Source organism: Candidatus Bathyarchaeia archaeon, from assembly GCA_035935655.1.
Lineage (GTDB): Archaea > Thermoproteota > Bathyarchaeia > 40CM-2-53-6 > 40CM-2-53-6 > 40CM-2-53-6.
Map to the genome: position 1 here is coordinate 22,130 of DASYWW010000037.1, position 17,614 is coordinate 39,743.

At 51.5% G+C, this 17,614-nt stretch carries 21 protein-coding genes and 2 tRNA genes; 6 read left to right on the top strand and 17 right to left on the bottom strand.

What is annotated here, in order from left to right:
* Nucleotides 1-4 precede the first annotated feature (4 nt).
* From VGS11_05410 to VGS11_05420, 3 genes are read right to left on the bottom strand one after another with little or no spacing between them, the layout of a single operon-like run.
* Complete coding sequence (locus tag VGS11_05410; GenBank protein HEV2119525.1) at nucleotides 5-841, bottom strand: ATPase domain-containing protein; 837 nt, start codon at nucleotides 839-841, stop codon at nucleotides 5-7.
* Nucleotides 838-1,134 carry a hypothetical protein gene (locus VGS11_05415; GenBank protein HEV2119526.1) on the bottom strand — a complete coding sequence of 99 codons (297 nt, stop codon included), beginning with the start codon at nucleotides 1,132-1,134 and terminating at the stop codon, nucleotides 838-840. Before VGS11_05415 ends, VGS11_05410 begins: the two co-directional genes overlap by 4 nt.
* Nucleotides 1,131-1,529, bottom strand: coding sequence for a hypothetical protein (locus tag VGS11_05420; protein HEV2119527.1), 399 nt, complete (start codon nucleotides 1,527-1,529; stop codon nucleotides 1,131-1,133). The genes VGS11_05415 and VGS11_05420 overlap by 4 nt, the downstream gene beginning before the upstream one ends.
* A gap of 197 nt (nucleotides 1,530-1,726) precedes the next feature.
* On the opposite strand from VGS11_05420, the gene VGS11_05425 reads away from it, so the two are divergent.
* Nucleotides 1,727-2,254, top strand: coding sequence for a hypothetical protein (locus VGS11_05425; protein ID HEV2119528.1), 528 nt, complete (start codon nucleotides 1,727-1,729; stop codon nucleotides 2,252-2,254).
* Between the two features lie 280 nt (nucleotides 2,255-2,534).
* Here the strand turns inward: VGS11_05425 and VGS11_05430 are convergent, their stop codons facing one another.
* The 8 genes from VGS11_05430 to VGS11_05465 form a co-directional block, all read right to left on the bottom strand.
* Nucleotides 2,535-2,882 carry a hypothetical protein gene (locus tag VGS11_05430; GenBank protein ID HEV2119529.1) on the bottom strand — a complete coding sequence of 116 codons (348 nt, stop codon included), beginning with the start codon at nucleotides 2,880-2,882 and terminating at the stop codon, nucleotides 2,535-2,537.
* Nucleotides 2,883-3,182: 300 nt separating this feature from the next.
* Nucleotides 3,183-4,232 (bottom strand): PhoU domain-containing protein, encoded by a 1,050-nt coding sequence (locus VGS11_05435; protein ID HEV2119530.1) that lies wholly within the window; start codon nucleotides 4,230-4,232, stop codon nucleotides 3,183-3,185.
* Between the two features lie 124 nt (nucleotides 4,233-4,356).
* The gene (gene trxA / locus VGS11_05440; GenBank protein ID HEV2119531.1) at nucleotides 4,357-4,698 is read right to left on the bottom strand and encodes a thioredoxin; all 342 of its coding nucleotides are present in this window, start codon (nucleotides 4,696-4,698) and stop codon (nucleotides 4,357-4,359) included.
* Between the two features lie 40 nt (nucleotides 4,699-4,738).
* A complete protein-coding gene (locus tag VGS11_05445; GenBank protein ID HEV2119532.1) occupies nucleotides 4,739-4,942 on the bottom strand; it encodes a hypothetical protein in 204 nt (67 codons plus the stop codon).
* Between the two features lie 66 nt (nucleotides 4,943-5,008).
* Entirely contained in the window at nucleotides 5,009-7,189 is a 2,181-nt protein-coding gene (locus tag VGS11_05450; protein HEV2119533.1) for a CDC48 family AAA ATPase, read from the bottom strand.
* 93 nt (nucleotides 7,190-7,282) lie between these two features.
* Nucleotides 7,283-7,720, bottom strand: a complete 438-nt coding sequence (locus tag VGS11_05455; GenBank protein ID HEV2119534.1) for a hypothetical protein — start codon at nucleotides 7,718-7,720, stop codon at nucleotides 7,283-7,285.
* 64 nt (nucleotides 7,721-7,784) lie between these two features.
* Nucleotides 7,785-8,057 (bottom strand): elongation factor 1-beta, encoded by a 273-nt coding sequence (locus VGS11_05460; protein HEV2119535.1) that lies wholly within the window; start codon nucleotides 8,055-8,057, stop codon nucleotides 7,785-7,787.
* A 13-nt stretch (nucleotides 8,058-8,070) separates the two neighbouring features.
* Nucleotides 8,071-8,259: a zinc finger domain-containing protein gene (locus VGS11_05465; protein ID HEV2119536.1), complete on the bottom strand. Its 189-nt coding sequence runs from the start codon at nucleotides 8,257-8,259 to the stop codon at nucleotides 8,071-8,073.
* Nucleotides 8,260-8,419: 160 nt separating this feature from the next.
* On the opposite strand from VGS11_05465, the gene VGS11_05470 reads away from it, so the two are divergent.
* Nucleotides 8,420-8,641, top strand: a complete 222-nt coding sequence (locus tag VGS11_05470) for a hypothetical protein (GenBank protein HEV2119537.1) — start codon at nucleotides 8,420-8,422, stop codon at nucleotides 8,639-8,641.
* Between the two features lie 296 nt (nucleotides 8,642-8,937).
* Here the strand turns inward: VGS11_05470 and ligD are convergent, their stop codons facing one another.
* Both ligD and VGS11_05480 read right to left on the bottom strand, forming a co-directional pair.
* Complete coding sequence (gene ligD / locus VGS11_05475; GenBank protein HEV2119538.1) at nucleotides 8,938-9,870, bottom strand: non-homologous end-joining DNA ligase; 933 nt, start codon at nucleotides 9,868-9,870, stop codon at nucleotides 8,938-8,940.
* A gap of 29 nt (nucleotides 9,871-9,899) precedes the next feature.
* Entirely contained in the window at nucleotides 9,900-10,679 is a 780-nt protein-coding gene (locus tag VGS11_05480; GenBank protein HEV2119539.1) for a Ku protein, read from the bottom strand.
* A gap of 100 nt (nucleotides 10,680-10,779) precedes the next feature.
* Here VGS11_05480 and VGS11_05485 point away from each other — a divergent pair, with 100 nt between their 5' ends.
* Nucleotides 10,780-11,697, top strand: a complete 918-nt coding sequence (locus tag VGS11_05485) for a DNA polymerase domain-containing protein (GenBank protein HEV2119540.1) — start codon at nucleotides 10,780-10,782, stop codon at nucleotides 11,695-11,697.
* Nucleotides 11,698-12,387: 690 nt separating this feature from the next.
* On the opposite strand, the gene VGS11_05490 is transcribed toward VGS11_05485, so the two are convergent.
* Nucleotides 12,388-12,510 (bottom strand) — tRNA-Ile (locus tag VGS11_05490).
* A 111-nt stretch (nucleotides 12,511-12,621) separates the two neighbouring features.
* On the opposite strand from VGS11_05490, the gene VGS11_05495 reads away from it, so the two are divergent.
* From VGS11_05495 to VGS11_05505, 3 genes are all read left to right on the top strand, one after another.
* A tRNA-Ala gene (locus VGS11_05495) sits at nucleotides 12,622-12,750 on the top strand.
* A 77-nt stretch (nucleotides 12,751-12,827) separates the two neighbouring features.
* Nucleotides 12,828-13,163, top strand: a complete 336-nt coding sequence (locus VGS11_05500) for a hypothetical protein (protein ID HEV2119541.1) — start codon at nucleotides 12,828-12,830, stop codon at nucleotides 13,161-13,163.
* Between the two features lie 64 nt (nucleotides 13,164-13,227).
* Nucleotides 13,228-13,659, top strand: coding sequence for a hypothetical protein (locus VGS11_05505; GenBank protein HEV2119542.1), 432 nt, complete (start codon nucleotides 13,228-13,230; stop codon nucleotides 13,657-13,659).
* Nucleotides 13,660-13,725: 66 nt separating this feature from the next.
* Here the strand turns inward: VGS11_05505 and VGS11_05510 are convergent, their stop codons facing one another.
* From VGS11_05510 to VGS11_05520, 3 genes are all read right to left on the bottom strand, one after another.
* Nucleotides 13,726-14,991, bottom strand: coding sequence for a hypothetical protein (locus VGS11_05510; GenBank protein ID HEV2119543.1), 1,266 nt, complete (start codon nucleotides 14,989-14,991; stop codon nucleotides 13,726-13,728).
* Between the two features lie 115 nt (nucleotides 14,992-15,106).
* Complete coding sequence (locus VGS11_05515; GenBank protein ID HEV2119544.1) at nucleotides 15,107-15,775, bottom strand: LURP-one-related family protein; 669 nt, start codon at nucleotides 15,773-15,775, stop codon at nucleotides 15,107-15,109.
* Between the two features lie 795 nt (nucleotides 15,776-16,570).
* Complete coding sequence (locus VGS11_05520; GenBank protein HEV2119545.1) at nucleotides 16,571-17,299, bottom strand: hypothetical protein; 729 nt, start codon at nucleotides 17,297-17,299, stop codon at nucleotides 16,571-16,573.
* Nucleotides 17,300-17,614 lie beyond the last annotated feature (315 nt).

Genomic DNA, 17,614 nt, shown 5'->3' on the forward strand with positions numbered 1-17,614 from the left:
TCGCCTACTTGCGTTTCTCCGAGGCTCCGCGGAATAGTTCCATGAACTTCTCTGAGGCTACCTTTCTCGGCGAACCGCTGATGATGCCTTCGTAGTTTGTGAACGCTGATTCTATCTTGATCCCATTCGGTGTTATTTCGTACTCTCGAAGCCTCTTGTCATGGTCGCTGCCTCGCATTTTTAGGATGACCATGGCTTTGCGCATTGACGACTCGATCTCTACGGGTTTGAGCGCGACAATACAATCGACAAGGAAGCTTAGCCCTACATCGGTTACGCTGTACGAGCCGCCACTTATCTGAGGGGACTCCCAGAGCAGAACAGAGCTGATTCCATGAGTCTTCAGATACCTGACTACTCGATAGGCTTCCATTCTCATGTCGTCTTTCTTCACGAACATCTCTAGGTGGCTGAGCGAGTCGATAACAAGGCGCCGGGGTTGAATGTCCCGAATAATGTCGTCGAGCAAGCTGTCGTCGCCCGATTCCATGATGAGATTGGGAGAGGTGCAGACCACTCGGAACTTGTCCTCTTCCTCAATTTTTCGGAGGTCCCATCCGAAGTTCTTCGCGTCTCTATAGATCTGGTCGGGTAGCTCTTCGAAGGTCACGTAGATCCCGGGCTCTCCGAGCTTGACCCCGTTGACAAGGTACTGGAGAGCGAGAGTCGTCTTTCCAGTTCCGGCGCTTCCCGCAAGCATTACAGCGTCTCCGGGCATGAACCCTCCTCGGAGCATCTCGTCAAGAACAACGATTCCAGTCTTGACCCGAAGGCCTTCCTCCACCCTGCTGGAGAACACGTCGAAACCAGAAGCTCCTGCCCTCGAACGTGGTGCAGTCATTTCTCTACACCTATCCTGACCGTTCTGAGATGATTCGCAACCGACTCCAGAAGCTCACGATCCTTCGCACGATCCAGGTAGACAACCTCAGAGGCTCCGATTCTCTTCTGTTTGAGAACACCTAACACCAAAAGTTCTCGGACCTCGGAAATTACCTGGACTGTCGTTCTCCCGATCCGACGCGCGACTCCATCGACTGTATCGATGAGTCCTGGGTTTCTGTGAAATAGGACTAGAAGGTCGCCTCTGACCTCTGATCCGAGAAGTGTCGACAGTATCTCCGAGCCGCTCAAGTTAGCCTGCTCTCCACCAAGACAACTGCCTTCGCGGTTTCTAGAGATCTCTCGTAGTCAAAACTCGCTTCCGAATAGTATCGAATGCCCAGTTTTCGGTCCAGATCCTTGACGACGAGTCTTTCAAGAACCGCCGCTCCGTTACCGAACAACGATTGCAATTTTCTGTCGAATTCCTTTGAGTTGCTTGCGGCGTCAAGCAATCCTTTCGAGGTCAGAACCTCCAGCACATTCCGACCCAGAGCGTTTCCAACTGCCTCGCGAACGGTGCTTACGAGCACTGATGAGAATGCTTTCTCCGCAGCGAACCTCTGGTCTGGACTCAGAGACTTGGGAGCTGATTGAGAATTGTCGCGCGGACTAGTCCAGCCAGACTCATGTAGTTGCGCTGCCAATGCTGTCACGTACTTGCTGGCGTACTTGGCGAGAGATGAACTGGTTGTAACCTAGCTTTCCAACTTCATGTACAACATTCTTCCAATCTTGCACTAGAGTTCGAGAATTTCGAAAGGAACAATCGGTTGAGGCGTTTATGTCTAAGGATTTGGGGAGCCCGGGTTCATGACGCACGCTATTCGGTGATCTCATCCGATTGGTAGTATTAGTTACAACAGCCGTATTCAATTGCCGGAGACTAGGGTCGCGGGACAAGGAGGATGTTTTGCGGTCCTCTCTAGTTGACATTTTCTATGAGACTCTAGGGTACTGCTTTGACAAAGTCTTGCTAGAGACCCTCGGGGCAGCTGTGCAAGCCTCTGTCTATAGCGTACTGATGCGCAATGGGATCAAGAAGGAGGAGGTTTCTAGCCGGTTTGATGATGTCGTGCAGGCGCTGACGAGCAGCCTTGGAGCATGTTCGCGAGTCATTGTACACCGAACTGTTGTCGAGATGTTCAAGGAGTACAGTCAGAGACTTGACTTTTCATATACTGATTCTCTGAGAGAGCGCCTTGGGCTGTTGAAGGTGGCGGTTGTCGCGAACCACGTTCTCCCTCACAGGCTCAACGACCAATCACGGTTCGACAGCATAGAAATGCTCGACGTAAGTGAAAGACCCGATGGCCCGAGAGGTCAACCCTACAACAGCCTTTTTCCTTTGAAGAAGGGCGTTAAAACATAGAATCCTCCTCACACCCTGTCTGGTCAGGAAATCGCCCATTTTCAGCCCTGATTTGCGATCAAAAGCACCCCCGAGATCTCGCCTGAAAATCCTTCGTGAACCCCCGATAGACCAGGCAAACTCAATAGTCATTCAAGCCCAGACTACGCCCTGACCTCCCTAACTCGCCCGTTATCCCTGCCAGACAGGAAATCTCCCGACCAAAAAGGGGGGTACTAGCGAGTACATCTCGCGACACGAGAGCGGTCCTCCTGGACACGGCTGAAAGTAACCCTGACAGCTATGACTTTGCTCTGGCCGAAGAGACGTCCCCGTATCTTTTCCTACCAAACGGCATTACCGATTTCACATCCTTAGGGCCCTTCAGTGGCGTAACCCAGAGCCTGCCTGTCTGTCCGGCCATCTCGAATGGCTTCCCGCCGAACTTCTCTTTCACTATTGCCTGATCTTTTTCCTGGAGCTTCATCAGAACAATGCCATCTGTTACGAGGAAGCCGATGAATTTTCTGTTGTAGAAGTAGCAGAGACAGCCCATCATCGGTCTGGAAGAAACCCCTTTCCATTTCAGAACCTCTGAATCGAAGATTTTCTGGATCTCGCTCATTTTTTCCTCGTTGTAATACTTCATGCAATCACACCCGTGTCCGGATCAATTCCCCGCCCTGTATTTCAGCCAGCATTGATCTGTTATAATTGTTCATGGGCGAAACCGGACCTGGAAACAGGGTCCAGAATCCAACGACCACACAGAGTGCGAACTAGACCCTTGACTTTTGAGGCTATTATCGGGGATCAGAATCTTATCTATTTTCGAGGCCCATTTTCCGAAACAGTTTTCGAGACCGATTTTCTCTAACGGTTTTCTGACACGATAATCGTGACTTTCCGGGCCCCCGGCCCTACTCGAGTCGCGCGCCGCACGGAAAACCTATGCTTTTTCCCAGGAGCAGAACGCGCTAGGCGCTTCCAGGTGCCTGTTTATCGCGACCTCAGCAATCGCCTCAGAGTACTTTGCCATCTGTCCGACATCCCAGACAATAGACCGCAACCCTACAGCAAGATTGACCGCCTTCACACTCTTCATGATATCGGTTGTCAGCGACCTCTCCAGCGCCTCGCAGCTCGCCACCCTCTCGATACAATCATTCGACTTTTTCAGATCGCCTTTCATCAGGGCGTTGAACGAGTCCTCGATCAACAACCGCACCTTATCACTATAGTCAAGAATCCCTTTCGTCAGCTTTGGATCAACGCTCTGCGCATCACCCTTCAAACGCAACGCCTCCTGCGCGATGTGCGATGCGAGATCGCCCATCTGCTCCAGGCTCTTCGCAATAACCCGGTTACCTACAACATGCATCGGCCCATCGATACCCACCTCCTTCGCCACGCGCCGATCCAAGACCGCAAGCAACAGTTGTCGTATGATCATCCAGTAGATTCGATCAGCTTCCTCCTCCATATGCAAGACTTCGTCTGCAAGATTCGGCCGACCCTCCACCACCGCCTTTACCGCAGTCTCCAGCATCGAGCTAAGTATGATTTGGAGACGCCGCATCAATCCATAAATCGGGAACTTTGTGGGATCCACAAAACTCTGCAAAGTAACCGACTTTAGACTCTGCTCCACAATCCCCAGACCCGTCAACCGTCTACTAACCGCCCTAACCTCCTCGAGATGGCGTGGAGAGAGCTCTTTCTTCGCAATAATCTGGATAGTATCGTGTCCTGTGAGATAGTTCGCTGTTATGATCCTGGTGAGAAGGTTCGGAGCGTCACAAATATCCGCGTCGATCACATACCGGAAGTTCTCCCGTTCACGGGTCAATCCCGGATAGACGGTTATTCCACCGTCAGGTTCTCGCCTAAAACTGACAATATCGCCCTGCTTGAGACCGACCTGTTCCACCCAGTCCTTGGGCAGAGAGACTATCAGAGTTGAGTAGCCGACTTTCTGGACCTTCCGAGCCTCCATCATCTGAGACAAGTCTAGGTTCCTCTATACAGCATAGAATAGTCCGGTAGAATATAGAGTTGAGCTCGGACGTAAGGTGTATCTATACTGAAACACCAGATCCGAGAAATCGACGGAAAGACTCGTTTTACATGTGCTTTTTCAGAACGGCTTCAATCTTCGCCTTGGGAACAGCGCCGACAATCTGGTCAACAAGCTTTCCCCGCTTGACAATAAGCATCGTCGGAATAGCCATTATCCCGAACCGTCCAGAAACACTCGGATTCTCATCAGTGTTCAACTTGCCAAACACGACCCTTCCCGAATACTCCTTCGCCAAAGCGTCAACAATAGGACCGACAATACGACAAGGCCCACACCACGGCGCCCAGCAATCGATGACCGCAAGCGAGTATTTCTGGACAAACTGATCGAAAGTCGAATCCTCGACCTTAACCGGTTCAGCAGGAGAGTCAGCCATTTCTGTCATCTTCAATCCTACCGGATTCACGCTGGATATATAGTTCTCACTAGAATTTTCCCGCCAACTCCACCTGACGCTTGCCCTTCATCAACCTCGACACCCTCAACACCCCACCTAACTCAAGCTTCATCAGATTGCGATTCAGCTCGCGAAAGCTTACCTCTCCAAAGCTAGCCTTCAGCTCCTTATGCAACTCAATATCCGTGAGAGGCCCTTTCTTCTCTACAACTTCGACGATTGCAAGGGACATCGGCCTCGGGCTCCAGATATTGTTCAAGTAGACATTTCGCCAGGCCGTCCGGGTTCGCTGATCACTCTAGGTAATCGGAACCGGAGCTCTCTCTTTCTTGAACCGCTTGCCAAATCCCTGGTACCAGTTCTCCATGTCCGGAGTAACCGACGGTTTGATCCTTTCTAGTGCGTCCCTGAAATCCTCTATGGTGACATTTTTGGTCTCGATGTCGCGACGCAATGATACGAGCCCTGCTTCGCGGACAACCGCCTCGAGATCTGCGCCGGAGTAACCTGCAGTCTGGGAAGCAACATGTTCAAGATCAACATCATGCGATAGCGGCATGTTTGTACTGTGGATTTTGAGAATCTGCAATCGCGTTGCATGGTCTGGTGCAGGCACGAAGATCAACCGATCGAATCTGCCAGGGCGCAGAATTGCCGGGTCAATAATATCCGGCCTGTTAGTAGCGCCAATTACAACTACATTCTCTAGCGACTCTATTCCATCAAGTTCAGTGAGCAATTGGCTTATGACCCGCTCTGAAACTCCACTGTCGCCGAAACCGGTTCCTCGTCTTGGAACTACGGAGTCCAACTCATCGAAGAAAATGATGCTCGGTGCAGCCGTTCTTCCCTTTCGGAAGACCTCCCGTATCGCCTTTTCGGATTCTCCGACCCATTTGCTGAAGAGTTCAGGTCCCTTAATCGAGATGAAGTTGGCTTCACTCTCTGTCGCCACAGACCGTGCTAGCATGGTCTTCCCGCAGCCCGGAGGTCCGAATAGCAGAATGCCTTTCGGCGCACGAATGCCGAGCCTCTTGAATACTTCAGGCTTCTTCAACGGCCACTCAACAGCCTCCTGCAACTGTTGCTTCACCTCAGTCAGTCCACCGACATCGCTCCAGTGAACTGTTGGGACTTCGATGTAGACCTCCCGCATGGCGGTTGGAGTGATCTCTCGATAAGCATTCATGAAATCTTCCAAGTTTACCTCCATCTTTTCCAGGATGCCGCTGGGCACTCGCTCCTCTTCGAGGTTTATCTCCGGAAGGTACCTTCTGAGAGCCTTCATTGCCGCCTCTCGGCAGAGAGCAGAGATGTCAGCTCCCGTGTAGCCGTGGCAAATGTCCGACAATCTTGGAAGGCCGACGTCAGCGGCCAAGGGCATGGTTCGAGTGTGGATCTGGAGAACCTCATAGCGTCCCATCTTGTCCGGAACCCCGATCTCGATCTCCCGGTCAAATCTGCCCGGCCGTCGCAAGGCTGGATCAATGGCATTAGGCCTGTTAGTAGCTCCAATTACGATAATATTCCCCCGAGCCCCCATTCCGTCCATCAACGAGAGGAGCTGGGCGACGACTCGTCGTTCGACCTCTCCCGTCACTTCTTCTCTCTTGGGCGCGATGGCATCCATCTCGTCAATGAATATAATGCTCGGAGCGGTCTCCTGGGCTTTCTGGAATATTTCTCGCAGTCGGGCTTCCGACTCTCCGTAGAACTTTGACATTATTTCAGGGCCTGATATCACGTAGAAGTTTGCGTCCGACTCATTGGCCACTGCTTTTGCTAGGAGAGTCTTGCCGCATCCGGGCGGACCGTATAGGAAGACGCCTTTTGGCGGTTCGATTCCAAGTCGCTGGAAGAGCTCTGGATGTCGTAGTGGAAGCTCGACCATTTCCCGGATTCTCTGGATCTCACTGTGGAGCCCACCGATATCCTCGTAGGTGACAATCGGTATGCCCTTCTTTTCTGGGGTCGGCTCGCTCATCACTTGAACGACGGTTGACTCCGTGATCTTTACTGGACCATGAGGCCGCGTTCTAGTTGCGATTAGAGGAACGGCGCTTCCGAAAATGCTGAGAAGCGTCATGTCACCCTCGACAAAAGGCATGTCCATGAATCGTCGTTTCACAAAGCCCACAAACTCCTCGTCAACGCTCAGTCGAACGTCAGTGGGAGCGAAGACAATAGTCTGTGAGTCCTTGACTTCGGCTTTTTTGATAGTGACATACTCGTTGAGTGCGACTCCGGCGTTTCTTCTGAGTAACCCGTCCATGCGGACGATCTCTTGGCCCTGGTCTTCAGCATAAGCTGGCCAGGCGATCGCCACGGTCGTTCGTTTACCGTGGACATCGATGAAGTCGCCAGCGGTAATGGCGAGCTTCTGCATTGTCTCATTATCGATTCTTACCTTCCCGTGGCCGACGTCTCTCTGCTTAGCGTCAGCTACACGCAGTTGGGCTTCCTTAGGTACCATTGTCATTTGGACTCCGTAGCCTCGATAGGGGCGGTGGGTTGAGGAGAAGACGAGCGTTCAGTGCCGCCTTGGCCGCTCCTAACCTTAAGCTTCAAAATCTTACTCCTCCTCAAAAGACTTATCATCACTATTAATAGAATCCCCGTTCCTGAGCAATTTCTTGATTGCGATCGATAGCAATAGGAAGCTGCCCACGCCGATTGGCGAAACACTGTAGCCGTTCTTGTCCTTGACCACTAGCTCCCGCTTTGGAGCTCTGTTTACAAGGTCGGACACATACTTGGGGTTCACGGCCACCTTCAGGAGATCTGTAAAAGTTGCCGAATTCTCACAGTCTCGTATCATGTGATTAACCATTTGGAGCCGTTTCTTGTTGGAGAAGAAGTCGCAGATCTCGCTCAAAGACTCCAAGTCTGCCTCGGAGTGCTTCAGTTCTTTCATGACAATATCGCGAACCTCTGGCTGCCATTCCTTCCCTGAAAGAGGGATGTCCAACAGGACTTTGCTTCCCTCGTGAAGCGTGAATCGGATGCTCATTGCAAAGGGAAAATCTGACCGTCGCTATTTAAAATTAATGTTACTTAATTACCACTTGTTAAGTTTAGGCAATTCTGCGAGAGACAAGAACTTCGACTTCGCTAATCCCGCTGATCGACTTCAGGCGTCGCTCAACTTCGTCCATAACCCCTGAAGCCTCTTCTGGCACCAGAACGTGAGCTACTAGGGCGACAAGTCCGAACGCGACTGGCTCTTCATCGAACTTGTAGATTGTAGCTTTTCCTTCAAGTGTTTTCTTGATTGTCTCTTTGAGACCATTCATGTCTGCCACTAAGTCTGAGGGGAATATCTTGAGAGATACCATGACCCTTGCCAATTCTTGCTACCTTCTAGGGTCCTGAGAAGCCGCATTTCTGGCACTTGTAGGGGCGGCCGAATCCGCGGCATTTCTCGCAGCGCCAGATCGTTGTCTCGCCACATTGAGGGCAGGGAAACTTTACCGCTCCTTCGCGAGGCAGTATCATGCGTCCGCACCAGTTGCACGAGGGCATGCGAACAGTGCGCACCTCTGTCAACATTTTACGACCAAATGTTCGTGTGCCGCGGGCGGATTATATGCCTTCGTGCACGGCGATTTCTTGACGTGTAATTGGCGGCTCTCTAGGCCTGGATTCTTGGATCAGAGAATCCATAGAGCTATCAATCCGTATCTCGATATGATAGGCCTGGGACGAGTGGATGCAACCTCTAAGCCTGAAAGCTGCACTCTCGGGTCTAGTTTGGATTATTTGTGGACTGGTCGTCATGGTCACCAAGGTCGGGTTCTTCGCCAACTCGTCCTCGGCTTACTGGGAATACCTTGGCGGTTTCATGATTCTCTTCGGCCTGATCCGCCTCTTCTTGGGCTTGATCCGAGGAACGAGGAAGACGAAGCCGGGGTTCTGGTCAAGAGTCATCTAGACTTCGCACCTGACCACTCACGCGGCGCGGGAGGTGCTCGCTAGTACCCCTTTTTGATGGGAAGATTTCCTGTCTGGCAGGGATAATGGGTGAGACAAGCGATTCCGGGCACAATCCCGGCTGGGATGGCGTTGGAAATATCGCGACAAACCCGAACGAATCTCCGGACAATACACCGAGGCTTCCCGGAAACGAGAACAGGGCTGAAAATGGGCGATTTGGTGTTCCAGGGCTGCTGGGTTGGTGTTGAACCAGGTTTTGGAGGGGCGCTTGCCCTGCGCCAACTCGAGCCTCGGCTAGGCGGGTAGTTTGCAGTCGATCGGGTCCTTGTCGGTTCTTATCCGTTTGAATCGGGGGAACCTGAGTCGGCCATCATTTGTCAACGCCATATAGGCTACCTCGACAACAAGCCTTGGCTTGACCCAACTCACCGGAGTTGGCGAGTCAACTGGTCCATCGATTATTGCAGTCCGCTGTTCGATTCTCGACAGTTTTCTTCTTAGATCCTGCAGCATATCATCGGTAAAGCCTCCACCCACGTTTCCTATGTGCTGCAGCTTTCCATCTTCGTCGTAGGCAGCAAGAATCAGGGACCCAAAGGTAGGAGCGCGTGCACCTTCACCTTTGCTGAAACCAACGACTATGCAGTCAGTAGTGTTTACCTGTTTTATCTTAATCCAGTAGTCGGCTCGAAGACCCGGAACGTACTGCGACTCGTTTTTCTTAGCAATTACTCCCTCGAAACCCTTGTTCGTAGCTTCTTGGAAGAAACGGGTTCCTTCCGCTTCGACATGATCTCCGTAAAGGAGGTAGGGCCCTTCTCTAAGAATGGATCTGAGCCGCTTCTTTCTCTCCACGAGCGTACTGGTGATCACGTCCCTGCCGTCGAGGTGGAGGAGGTCGAAGGCAACGTATGTAACAGGTGTCGTCTTGCCGAGTACATCGACTCGTTTAGGGTCGTCAACACCGAAGCGAGCTTGGAGACGCCCAAAGTCAGGAACTCCGTCTTCTCTCAGGACAACGACCTCTCCGTCTATTATTGCAGCCTTTGCTCTAAGGCGATCTGAGAGCGTTTGGAGTTCTGGATAGGACCGGGTTTCGTCTCTCAGATTTCTGTTCTGAATCTCAATCCTTCCTTCTTGAAAGAATAGAATGGCTCGGAGTCCATCCCATTTCGGCTCGAAAAAGTAATCTTTACCATTGAAGGGCTTGCCGGTTTTAGCAAACATTGGACGCACAGGACGCTCGTCAAAGAGCGTCAACGCCTCTCGTGAGTTTTGATGCTGGCCCTTAGAGCCTCCATAAGGTTCTTCGTTGGCTTGATCTCTGGAACACGTACTTCGACGACTTCCTGACCCTTCATCTTGGCCTCAACTAGTTTCATCAAAGACTCCTGATACGTGTCCCTGTACTCTTTGAACGCAAAGGGCTTCTTCATGATCTTGATTAGCTGACCCGCGAGCTCCAGCTCCTCCTTCTCCACCTCCGGCGCTTTCTTCAACTCCGGAAGATCCTTGGGAGATCGTATTTCATCCGCATAATGGAGGGTCTCCATCAGAATTGCTCCCTCATAGGGCCTCAATGCCACCAAGTGCTCCTTCTCATGCATGACCACCCTACCAACGGCGACTTTCCCCTCCTGTTCCAAGGCCTCAAACATCAGGAAGTATGGTTTCTCGCCATTCTCGTCTGGTACGAGATAGTAGCTCGAATCAAAATAGATAGGATCTAACTTGTCTGCGTCAACGAATTGGAAGATCTCGACCAGCCGTCCCGATCGTATCTCCAGCTTCTCAAGTTCTTTTTGAGTAATAGGAACGTATTTTCCCCTTTGAATCTCAAATCCGCGAACGACATCTTGCCATGGGACTTCATTGCCGTCCTTCGGACATACACGTTTGAACGTAAGAGGACTCTTGTCCCGAGGGCACAAGAGGCGAAGCCCAGTCTTGTGCTCGGAAATTGCTCCGTATGTCTTTACCGGTATGCTTACCAGTCCGAAACTGATCGCTCCCTTCCATATGGCTCTAGGTGGCAAAGTCTAATCCCTTCTTTAGAACAGGATCCTTTCTGACTCGTCGAATAAGAGGATTACCTGGAGACGATTAAGCCATAGCAACGCGCGCGTCACGACCAAGATGGGGCAATTGAGGAATATCGAAGAGAAAGTCGAGATCGATGGGCGGAAGCTCTCTCTCTCCAACTTGGATAAGCCAATGTGGAAGAAAGAAGGTATCACCAAGTCGGACGTTATCGAGTACTATCTGTCTGTAGCCCCCAAGATGATTCCGCTTGTCCGAAACAGGCCGCTGATGCTTAACCGGTATCCTCACGGCGTTCCGGGAAAGTCCTTCGTACAGAAGGACTGGCCTTACCATCCCGACTGGGTCCGAACTGCACCGGTAAGATCCGAGAGCCTGAACAAGACAGCGAGGCACGTTGTCTGTGACGACAAAGCGACACTGGTCTGGTTGGCAAACATGGCCTGTCTCGAGATCAACCAGTTTCTAGCATCCACTCCAAATGTCGAGTCACATGATATGGTGCTGGTTGACCTGGACCCTCACGCGCCGGCGGGATTCGAGGATTCACTGGAAATCGGGGAAGCTGTTCATGCGGCGTTAGATCAGATGAAGCTGCGCCATTTGATTAAGACTTCTGGCGCTGATGGAATCCATTTCCTGATCCCGATTGTTCCTCGATATTCGATCGAGGCCATTCGACGGTTCGTCTTGCTGTTAGGAATTCTACTGGAGCGGCTGGCGCCAAAAATGGTTTCAACTTCTCGGAACAAAGCTCAGCGAGCCGGGAAGATCTACGTCGACTATTTCCAGAATGGGTTACAGAAGACCATTGCAGCCCCGTTTTCGCTGAGACCTGAACCTAGTGCTCCAGTCTCCTTTCCCCTCTCAGCTAAGGACTTGAAGAGGAGTATACACGCCGAGGATTTCAATCTTAGAACAGTTCCCGGGTTGTTGAAGAGGGTTCCGGAGTTTGATACCAGTCCTGACCAGGGGTTGGAGTATGCATTCGGAGAACTTGGCGCCAAGTCCTAGTTTGCCAAATGTTTGGTGGGCCGGGAGAGATTTGAACCCTGTCGACCAGTTCCCGTGAAGGTTCTCGACCCCACGGTTATCATGCAGCAAACCTCAGAGGTGAGAGTCTGCATCTAACGATATTTGCAAAAGCCGCGGCAGAATTCGTGTCCAGTGCAGGAAGAGTTCTCTTATGACCGCTCTGTAAATTCTTATATGGATAATCCCCCTCTTGATTTCTCTGCCTCTACTCTCGGTCGTGATAGGTTTTTCAAACCTATCTATTCCCAACGTTTTCTTCCAATGTCGCCGGTATCTCTCGTAACCTTCAATTGGGGCATGTACCCTGAGAGTCACGTAGCGAGAGATTCCAATCTGCCGAAGCAACTCTAGGAAGATTTTGGCTAACGACTCGGATGAGTTGACAATCTCGAGTTCATATGGACGCGTTCGTGTACCTTCGCATGCCCAGATCGTAACCCCAACAAGAAATAGATCCCTACTAATCGATCTTCTGATTTTGACGGGCTTAGGCCTTCCTCGCCGACGCTCATAGTAAATCGTGGCAAATTGCTTCTCTGACTCCACGAATATCGGATCCCCACGAGAGGTCTCTCGTGGGATGAAATTCTGAAGGTCCATTTGTAGGCATTACCGTAACCTTGCTATAAGCTGGGGTCCCGAGGCAAAGTAATTTGCCCATGAAGATGATGGGCCCGGCCGGATTTGAACCGGCGACCCCACGGTTTCCGGAGGTTATCTGTATCAGCCGTGTGCTCCTCGGCCTCAAAGAGCATTGCTTGCTCTCGGTTAACCGTGCTGAGCTACGGGCCCAACGAATTGAGCGAGCGGGACAAAGACGCGTATTAAGATTTTTCCAGGCCTTCATCTTTACTTCCTTCTCCAAAGTCTTAAGGCTTCGATAGGACGCGGCGCGATTCTGCTGGGCCGGTAGTTCAGCCTGGTATGCCAAGACTGGAAAAGTCTTGGGCTGAAGAACGTTCGGTTCGCATAGATCGCGTTTGATCTAGAGTGACCGAAAGGCCGCGGGTTCAAATCCCGCCCGGTCCACCAAATCTTGATCTTGGACGGTAGTTCACAAACGCTAAAGCGGTGGGCATGATAGCAACCCGGGAGGTCAGGTCTGCCCGATGGAGGAGTTTGAAGAGAAATTTATCAAGCCAATAGTAAACGCCAGCTACCCGGCGACACTCGCTGGCCTCGACCTGGCAGTTCTTCAATTCTCAAGCGTTCCAGGAAAAATCCTGGCTCTAACATTCTTGCTGGGAGGTACTTCCTTCATACTCGCGGCGTTCTCTATCTTCTCCTATACGATCTATCCAACCAGAAAGAAGCTGTGGACATCGAGCGCCCTATCCTTCATCCTTGGATTATTGTTTTCAGTCATCGCCATACTTCTTTTGGTAATCCGCGTATTCTTTCCAGGCTTCGTCTATCTGCCTGGAGAGACTGTTCCTAGTGGCTGACAAGGTCTGGAATCGTATAACAATAAATACGAACCGAGTCGTGGGCTAGGTCGAGGACTCGAGTTTGCCAGACAAGCCTGCTGTGTTCATGCTCGACAAGCCACACTTCCAAGTCAAGCTTCACTCCGATATGCTAAAGGTTGACCTGAAGGAGGGTGCTCGTGCCGAAATTGAAAAGTTGGCCGAGGCCCGACCTGCTCTCAGAGACACTATAGGCTGGGTTTTTCAGACTATCATCCCCCTTGACGTTCACCTGTGGGAGATCGAGAAAGTGACGGTGGAGCCTTCGGGAAAAGTCAACATCAGGATTCCACATCGTAGGGACATTCACATTCCGCTAGAGCCGCTGGAAGCGGAGCGGTTGGTGGAAAAAATGAACGAACTCATCCCAGTGGAGAAGGAGCGTAGAATCGAGAGACAGTTAGCAGAAAAGGCAGCCGAGAGAGATCGTGAAAAGCAGAAGGCGGACACTCTAAAGTATCGTACTATTCACTGACCTCACGTCTCTTCCTCCTCCCTCACGGGCAGTAGCCCACTTGACGCCAGATTATCGTATCATTTGTTATGTTGGAGACCTACGAAAGATTTTGTCCCTAAGTGTGTCTCGGAGGGCAGAGAAGACCACAATTTTCTTACGCTGCACTATCACTTCTGCCGCAGCAAGGATCAGGAAGATAATCCCGACCGCTAACCTGATCTCGACGATGGCCGTTGAGACCACCCATAGGGCAAAGAGAATGGTGGCATTTGAGACGTCGTACTCAAGGTCGAGAAGTGCAGCGCAGGCGTAGAGCGATTGAGCCATTGTTAGAAAGATCTCGACATCATGTTGGCCGATTGGAATTGTTCCGTTCAAGTTGCCGGAGCTGAACACGAATACTATTGGTATCAATGCCACCAGCGCGGTCAGTTCGTTAACGGATGAAGACATGAAGTTGAGCAACGCTGTTGGGGCTAATCGTATTGTTCTGGCCCAGTTGAAAGCTGAGACTTTCTCGGGGAATTCTGAAAGCACGGGTGCTATCCACTGGATGGAGAAGAACACGGCTCCAGAGCCGAGAAAGGGTAGGAGGAAGGAGACTGCGATGGTTCTGATGGATTCGACGAAGGCGTCGGTGATCAAGACGAAGGTCAGTGCCGCAAAAACGAATAGCCCGATGATGACGGCAAGTTTTCGTTTGGCGGATTTCAATTCCAAGATCACCCGAGGCGGCCCTTCGAGAACCTCATCCTGCCCGTCTTTCTCAGTTGGCAGTCGGAAGAGGAACCACATGTATCCGGCGAATGTGGCGCCAAGAATCAACGAATCGAGAATAGACAATTCCCCGCGCAGGATGACGAACAGGTAGTATAGCGACGAGCCCAGCATGAATACAAGCTCAACACTTTGCTCTTTCCGGAGAGCTATGCTGGTAGGACCTGTCCGTCCGCTCCGTCTCTTCTGAACTACGACTGTGAACAGTATCAGGGGCCATCCGAGTCCAGTTAGCAGTCTGTTTGCTCCGGTGAAGTTGGCGATCACGTTTGGTATCCAGCAGTCCACGGTGCAATTCAACGGGTCTTTGCCTGCTTTCCATGCGATCGTTCCCTCGACGAAGTATTCTGGGATGGTCTGGACTATCGCGACGATGGCGAGGGCTAGTCCTTTACTGATCGAGAACTCTGAGGCTTCTGCTGCCCAAGCGATGAGGAGGGCTGCTGCGACGACTGCGCCAAAGGTTAGGAAGGCTACGGCGTAGTTGGACTGGTGTAGAGTCAGGACTACAATGATTGAGATTATGGCCCAAGAGATGAGGAGCGAGTATTCGGCGAGAATCTTGTGGCGCACTATCTGGTCGCCCCCGGTGCGGACCTGCTAGCCTGGTCCATTGAGCAGTCTCTGGCTCCATGGTCGGGCCTTGGTAGAATACTCTTCCTCTATGCTCCGAGCTGATTCTAGTGGGCTAGAATGGGCTGAGGCCGGAGTGATGGTCCTCTTTCTTTTCGGTATGGTCCATGGATATGGCGTAGGAGAGGACCAAGTAGGGATCGAATGATGGGTTCTGGATTTCTACGCAGTAGGAGTCTCGTACGCTGACCCATTTCTTGTGAATCTGCGCTATCTGAGATCCATCAGGTGCCTGGACTTTGTAGTCGTGTTCTAGGATATTTCCGTGGACTTTAGCGATCTCTTGTCCTGACGGGTTTTCCATCCACCACTGGGTGCCTATCAGGTTGAGGATTTTCTTTTTGATGACTGCTTGGAGCTGGCCTTGGGCGTTGTAGATCTCGAATGTGGGTCTGATGGTGAGGACTTTGCCGTGGATTTCGCCTAGGCGTGTGCCGTTTGTTCCCTCGTACCAGAACTTTGGCCCGAAGCTTAGGAGTTGTTGTTTGACGTAGGCGAGCAGGTTTCCGCTGGTGTCTTTGATCCCGAACGTGTCGCGGATGGCGAGGAGTTTCTGGTCGATGATGTATTGTGTTCCTCTGAAGGGTGTGTTGGACCCGACGATTTGGGCTATGGATTGTGGGTTGGGTGTCTGGAAGCTTACGGGTGCGCCGCAGCGTCCGCAGAAACGGCTGCCGGTGATGAGTGCTTGGCCGCATGAAGGGCAGACTGGGCGGGTCATCATTTAGGGTCGTGTTGGGGTTTGGTGGTTCTGGTCTAAAAGAGCGTTGTTCCCGCTTTGGAAAGGGTGCGGCGCGCGATTTGAGTAGGCCCCGGGGCCCCCCTAGAATCACGATTATCATGTCAGAAAGCCGTTCTGGAAAACGGATTCAAAAGGCGTCTCCGATTCTCGTTCTAGAAAATCGTTCTCAAAAACCGGTCGTCATTTTCTATCGGTTTATTGGTGGAAGAAAAGGTGCGAGAAAAAATGGATGATTTCAGGACTTGTTTTCGGATGCGGATTTCAACAGCTGATTTCAATACTGTTCCAGGTTGTGGTTTCATCCTCGCTATCGATTCCATAAGGGCTCCGCGGAGGCCTCTCTTGAGTCTCGGGATGTTCTGCTCTTATCCCCGCGGTAGCTGAGGAGGTCAATTCGCTGTCTGGCAGGGGTTCTGGGCGAGTCCCGGGATTCAGGGTTTGGTCCGGGCTTATCCTACCATAGGGTTTTGCGCCCGGCACGAAGGATTTGCGGGAATTCTAGCGACCGGTTCCCGGATCCGAGATAAGGGCTGAAAATGCGCGATTACTACCCCGGAACTGGGGGAAAAATCCACTCTTCCCCCGGGGGGATGAAACAATTAGAGTATGGGAAATCATTCTACGGCGATCGGAGAATGCCCGCGTCATGGGTCTTTCTCTAAGGAGGAGAAAGGCCGTGCTGACAGGTGAATCGCGTGGATGCGCGAACGACTACACACCCCCTCATCATCCATCTCGGACCCGGTCCAGACAGAGTTAAGGAAGCTTAGCCTCGAATCACGCCTTCTCTAGTGCAGTGACTTCAACACTGTAGGTATGTTCAACACAATCGCTGAGGAACACAGATCCACTTTCAGGCAGATGTTGACCCTGTCGCACAAGGTATGTATGCTGCCAGAATGAGATTCCATCACCTAGAAGGCGGACAGTCGCATTTCCGTTAGCAGTTCCATCGTTGACGAGAGTGAAATTGAAACCTATGGAATGAGTACAAGTCTGGGCGGTCATGCTGAAACCAATGTCATTGGGGGAGCCTCCTGATAGGGTGAACTGTCCGTTTATTCTCTGCTTGGTTGAAAGATCATGGGTGATGGAAATCGAAGCTCCGGAGGGAAGGATCTCGATATAGGACTGGCTCTTTCCCGCTGCGTAGTATGAGAGAGAAATATTCTCGGTGGTAGAGGAAAACTTGTTGTCGAATACGAGTGAGTAGCGGCCTGGCCCAGCGAATGACGCATTATAATCGAAGATGTAAGAGTTCGATACCCTTGGTGCACCTAACACGGTCATTGGTGGACGTTCTACGATGTTCTGAAGCATGTTGAGATCTCTAGCTTGGACCTTCGGCTGTTGAGAACCTGGAGGCATCGGGCCTCCACGCATTCCTGCAAACAATACGACTAGCAGGATTATTACAATTAAGCCTCCGGCACTGAGTCCCGCAATTAGCTTCTTGGAAGCAGGAAGAGATTTGATGGATTGAATGTATTTCAAAGCCGTACTCAATACTCGTGAAGTTCCAGTAAAGCCGCATGTTTACAAGCGAACACAGGCGGACACAGACGCTTCACGTAGTTTGAACTACCTGCGAGGATAAGAGGGATTGATGCTCCTCCCTCATCAAACCACAGATTAGTTTCCCAGAACCGGGAGCCACACAGAACCCAGTTCTTCCTACGAGATAGGGGACCCTACTGAGGGGGACCATCTCAACCAGCTTCCTAGAAACCCGGGCCGAGATGAAAAGACCGCCCACGTTGCGGTGCAGCAAGAAATGTTGGTAATCATGAAAGAAAGGATGCCAACCAAGACATTGGTACT

What these genes read in the sequence shown, in the direction of transcription:
- VGS11_05410 (HEV2119525.1), bottom strand. Translation starts at nt 841, where the DNA reads ATGACTGCACCACGTTCGAGGGCAGGAGCTTCTGGTTTCGACGTGTTC.
- VGS11_05430 (HEV2119529.1), bottom strand. Translation starts at nt 2,882, where the DNA reads ATGAAGTATTACAACGAGGAAAAAATGAGCGAGATCCAGAAAATCTTC.
- VGS11_05435 (HEV2119530.1), bottom strand. Translation starts at nt 4,232, where the DNA reads ATGATGGAGGCTCGGAAGGTCCAGAAAGTCGGCTACTCAACTCTGATA.
- trxA (HEV2119531.1), bottom strand. Translation starts at nt 4,698, where the DNA reads ATGACAGAAATGGCTGACTCTCCTGCTGAACCGGTTAAGGTCGAGGAT.
- VGS11_05445 (HEV2119532.1), bottom strand. Translation starts at nt 4,942, where the DNA reads ATGTCCCTTGCAATCGTCGAAGTTGTAGAGAAGAAAGGGCCTCTCACG.
- VGS11_05450 (HEV2119533.1), bottom strand. Translation starts at nt 7,189, where the DNA reads ATGACAATGGTACCTAAGGAAGCCCAACTGCGTGTAGCTGACGCTAAG.
- VGS11_05455 (HEV2119534.1), bottom strand. Translation starts at nt 7,720, where the DNA reads ATGAGCATCCGATTCACGCTTCACGAGGGAAGCAAAGTCCTGTTGGAC.
- VGS11_05465 (HEV2119536.1), bottom strand. Translation starts at nt 8,259, where the DNA reads ATGTTGACAGAGGTGCGCACTGTTCGCATGCCCTCGTGCAACTGGTGC.
- VGS11_05470 (HEV2119537.1), top strand. Translation starts at nt 8,420, where the DNA reads ATGCAACCTCTAAGCCTGAAAGCTGCACTCTCGGGTCTAGTTTGGATT.
- ligD (HEV2119538.1), bottom strand. Translation starts at nt 9,870, where the DNA reads ATGTTTGCTAAAACCGGCAAGCCCTTCAATGGTAAAGATTACTTTTTC.
- VGS11_05485 (HEV2119540.1), top strand. Translation starts at nt 10,780, where the DNA reads ATGGGGCAATTGAGGAATATCGAAGAGAAAGTCGAGATCGATGGGCGG.
- VGS11_05500 (HEV2119541.1), top strand. Translation starts at nt 12,828, where the DNA reads ATGGAGGAGTTTGAAGAGAAATTTATCAAGCCAATAGTAAACGCCAGC.
- VGS11_05515 (HEV2119544.1), bottom strand. Translation starts at nt 15,775, where the DNA reads ATGATGACCCGCCCAGTCTGCCCTTCATGCGGCCAAGCACTCATCACC.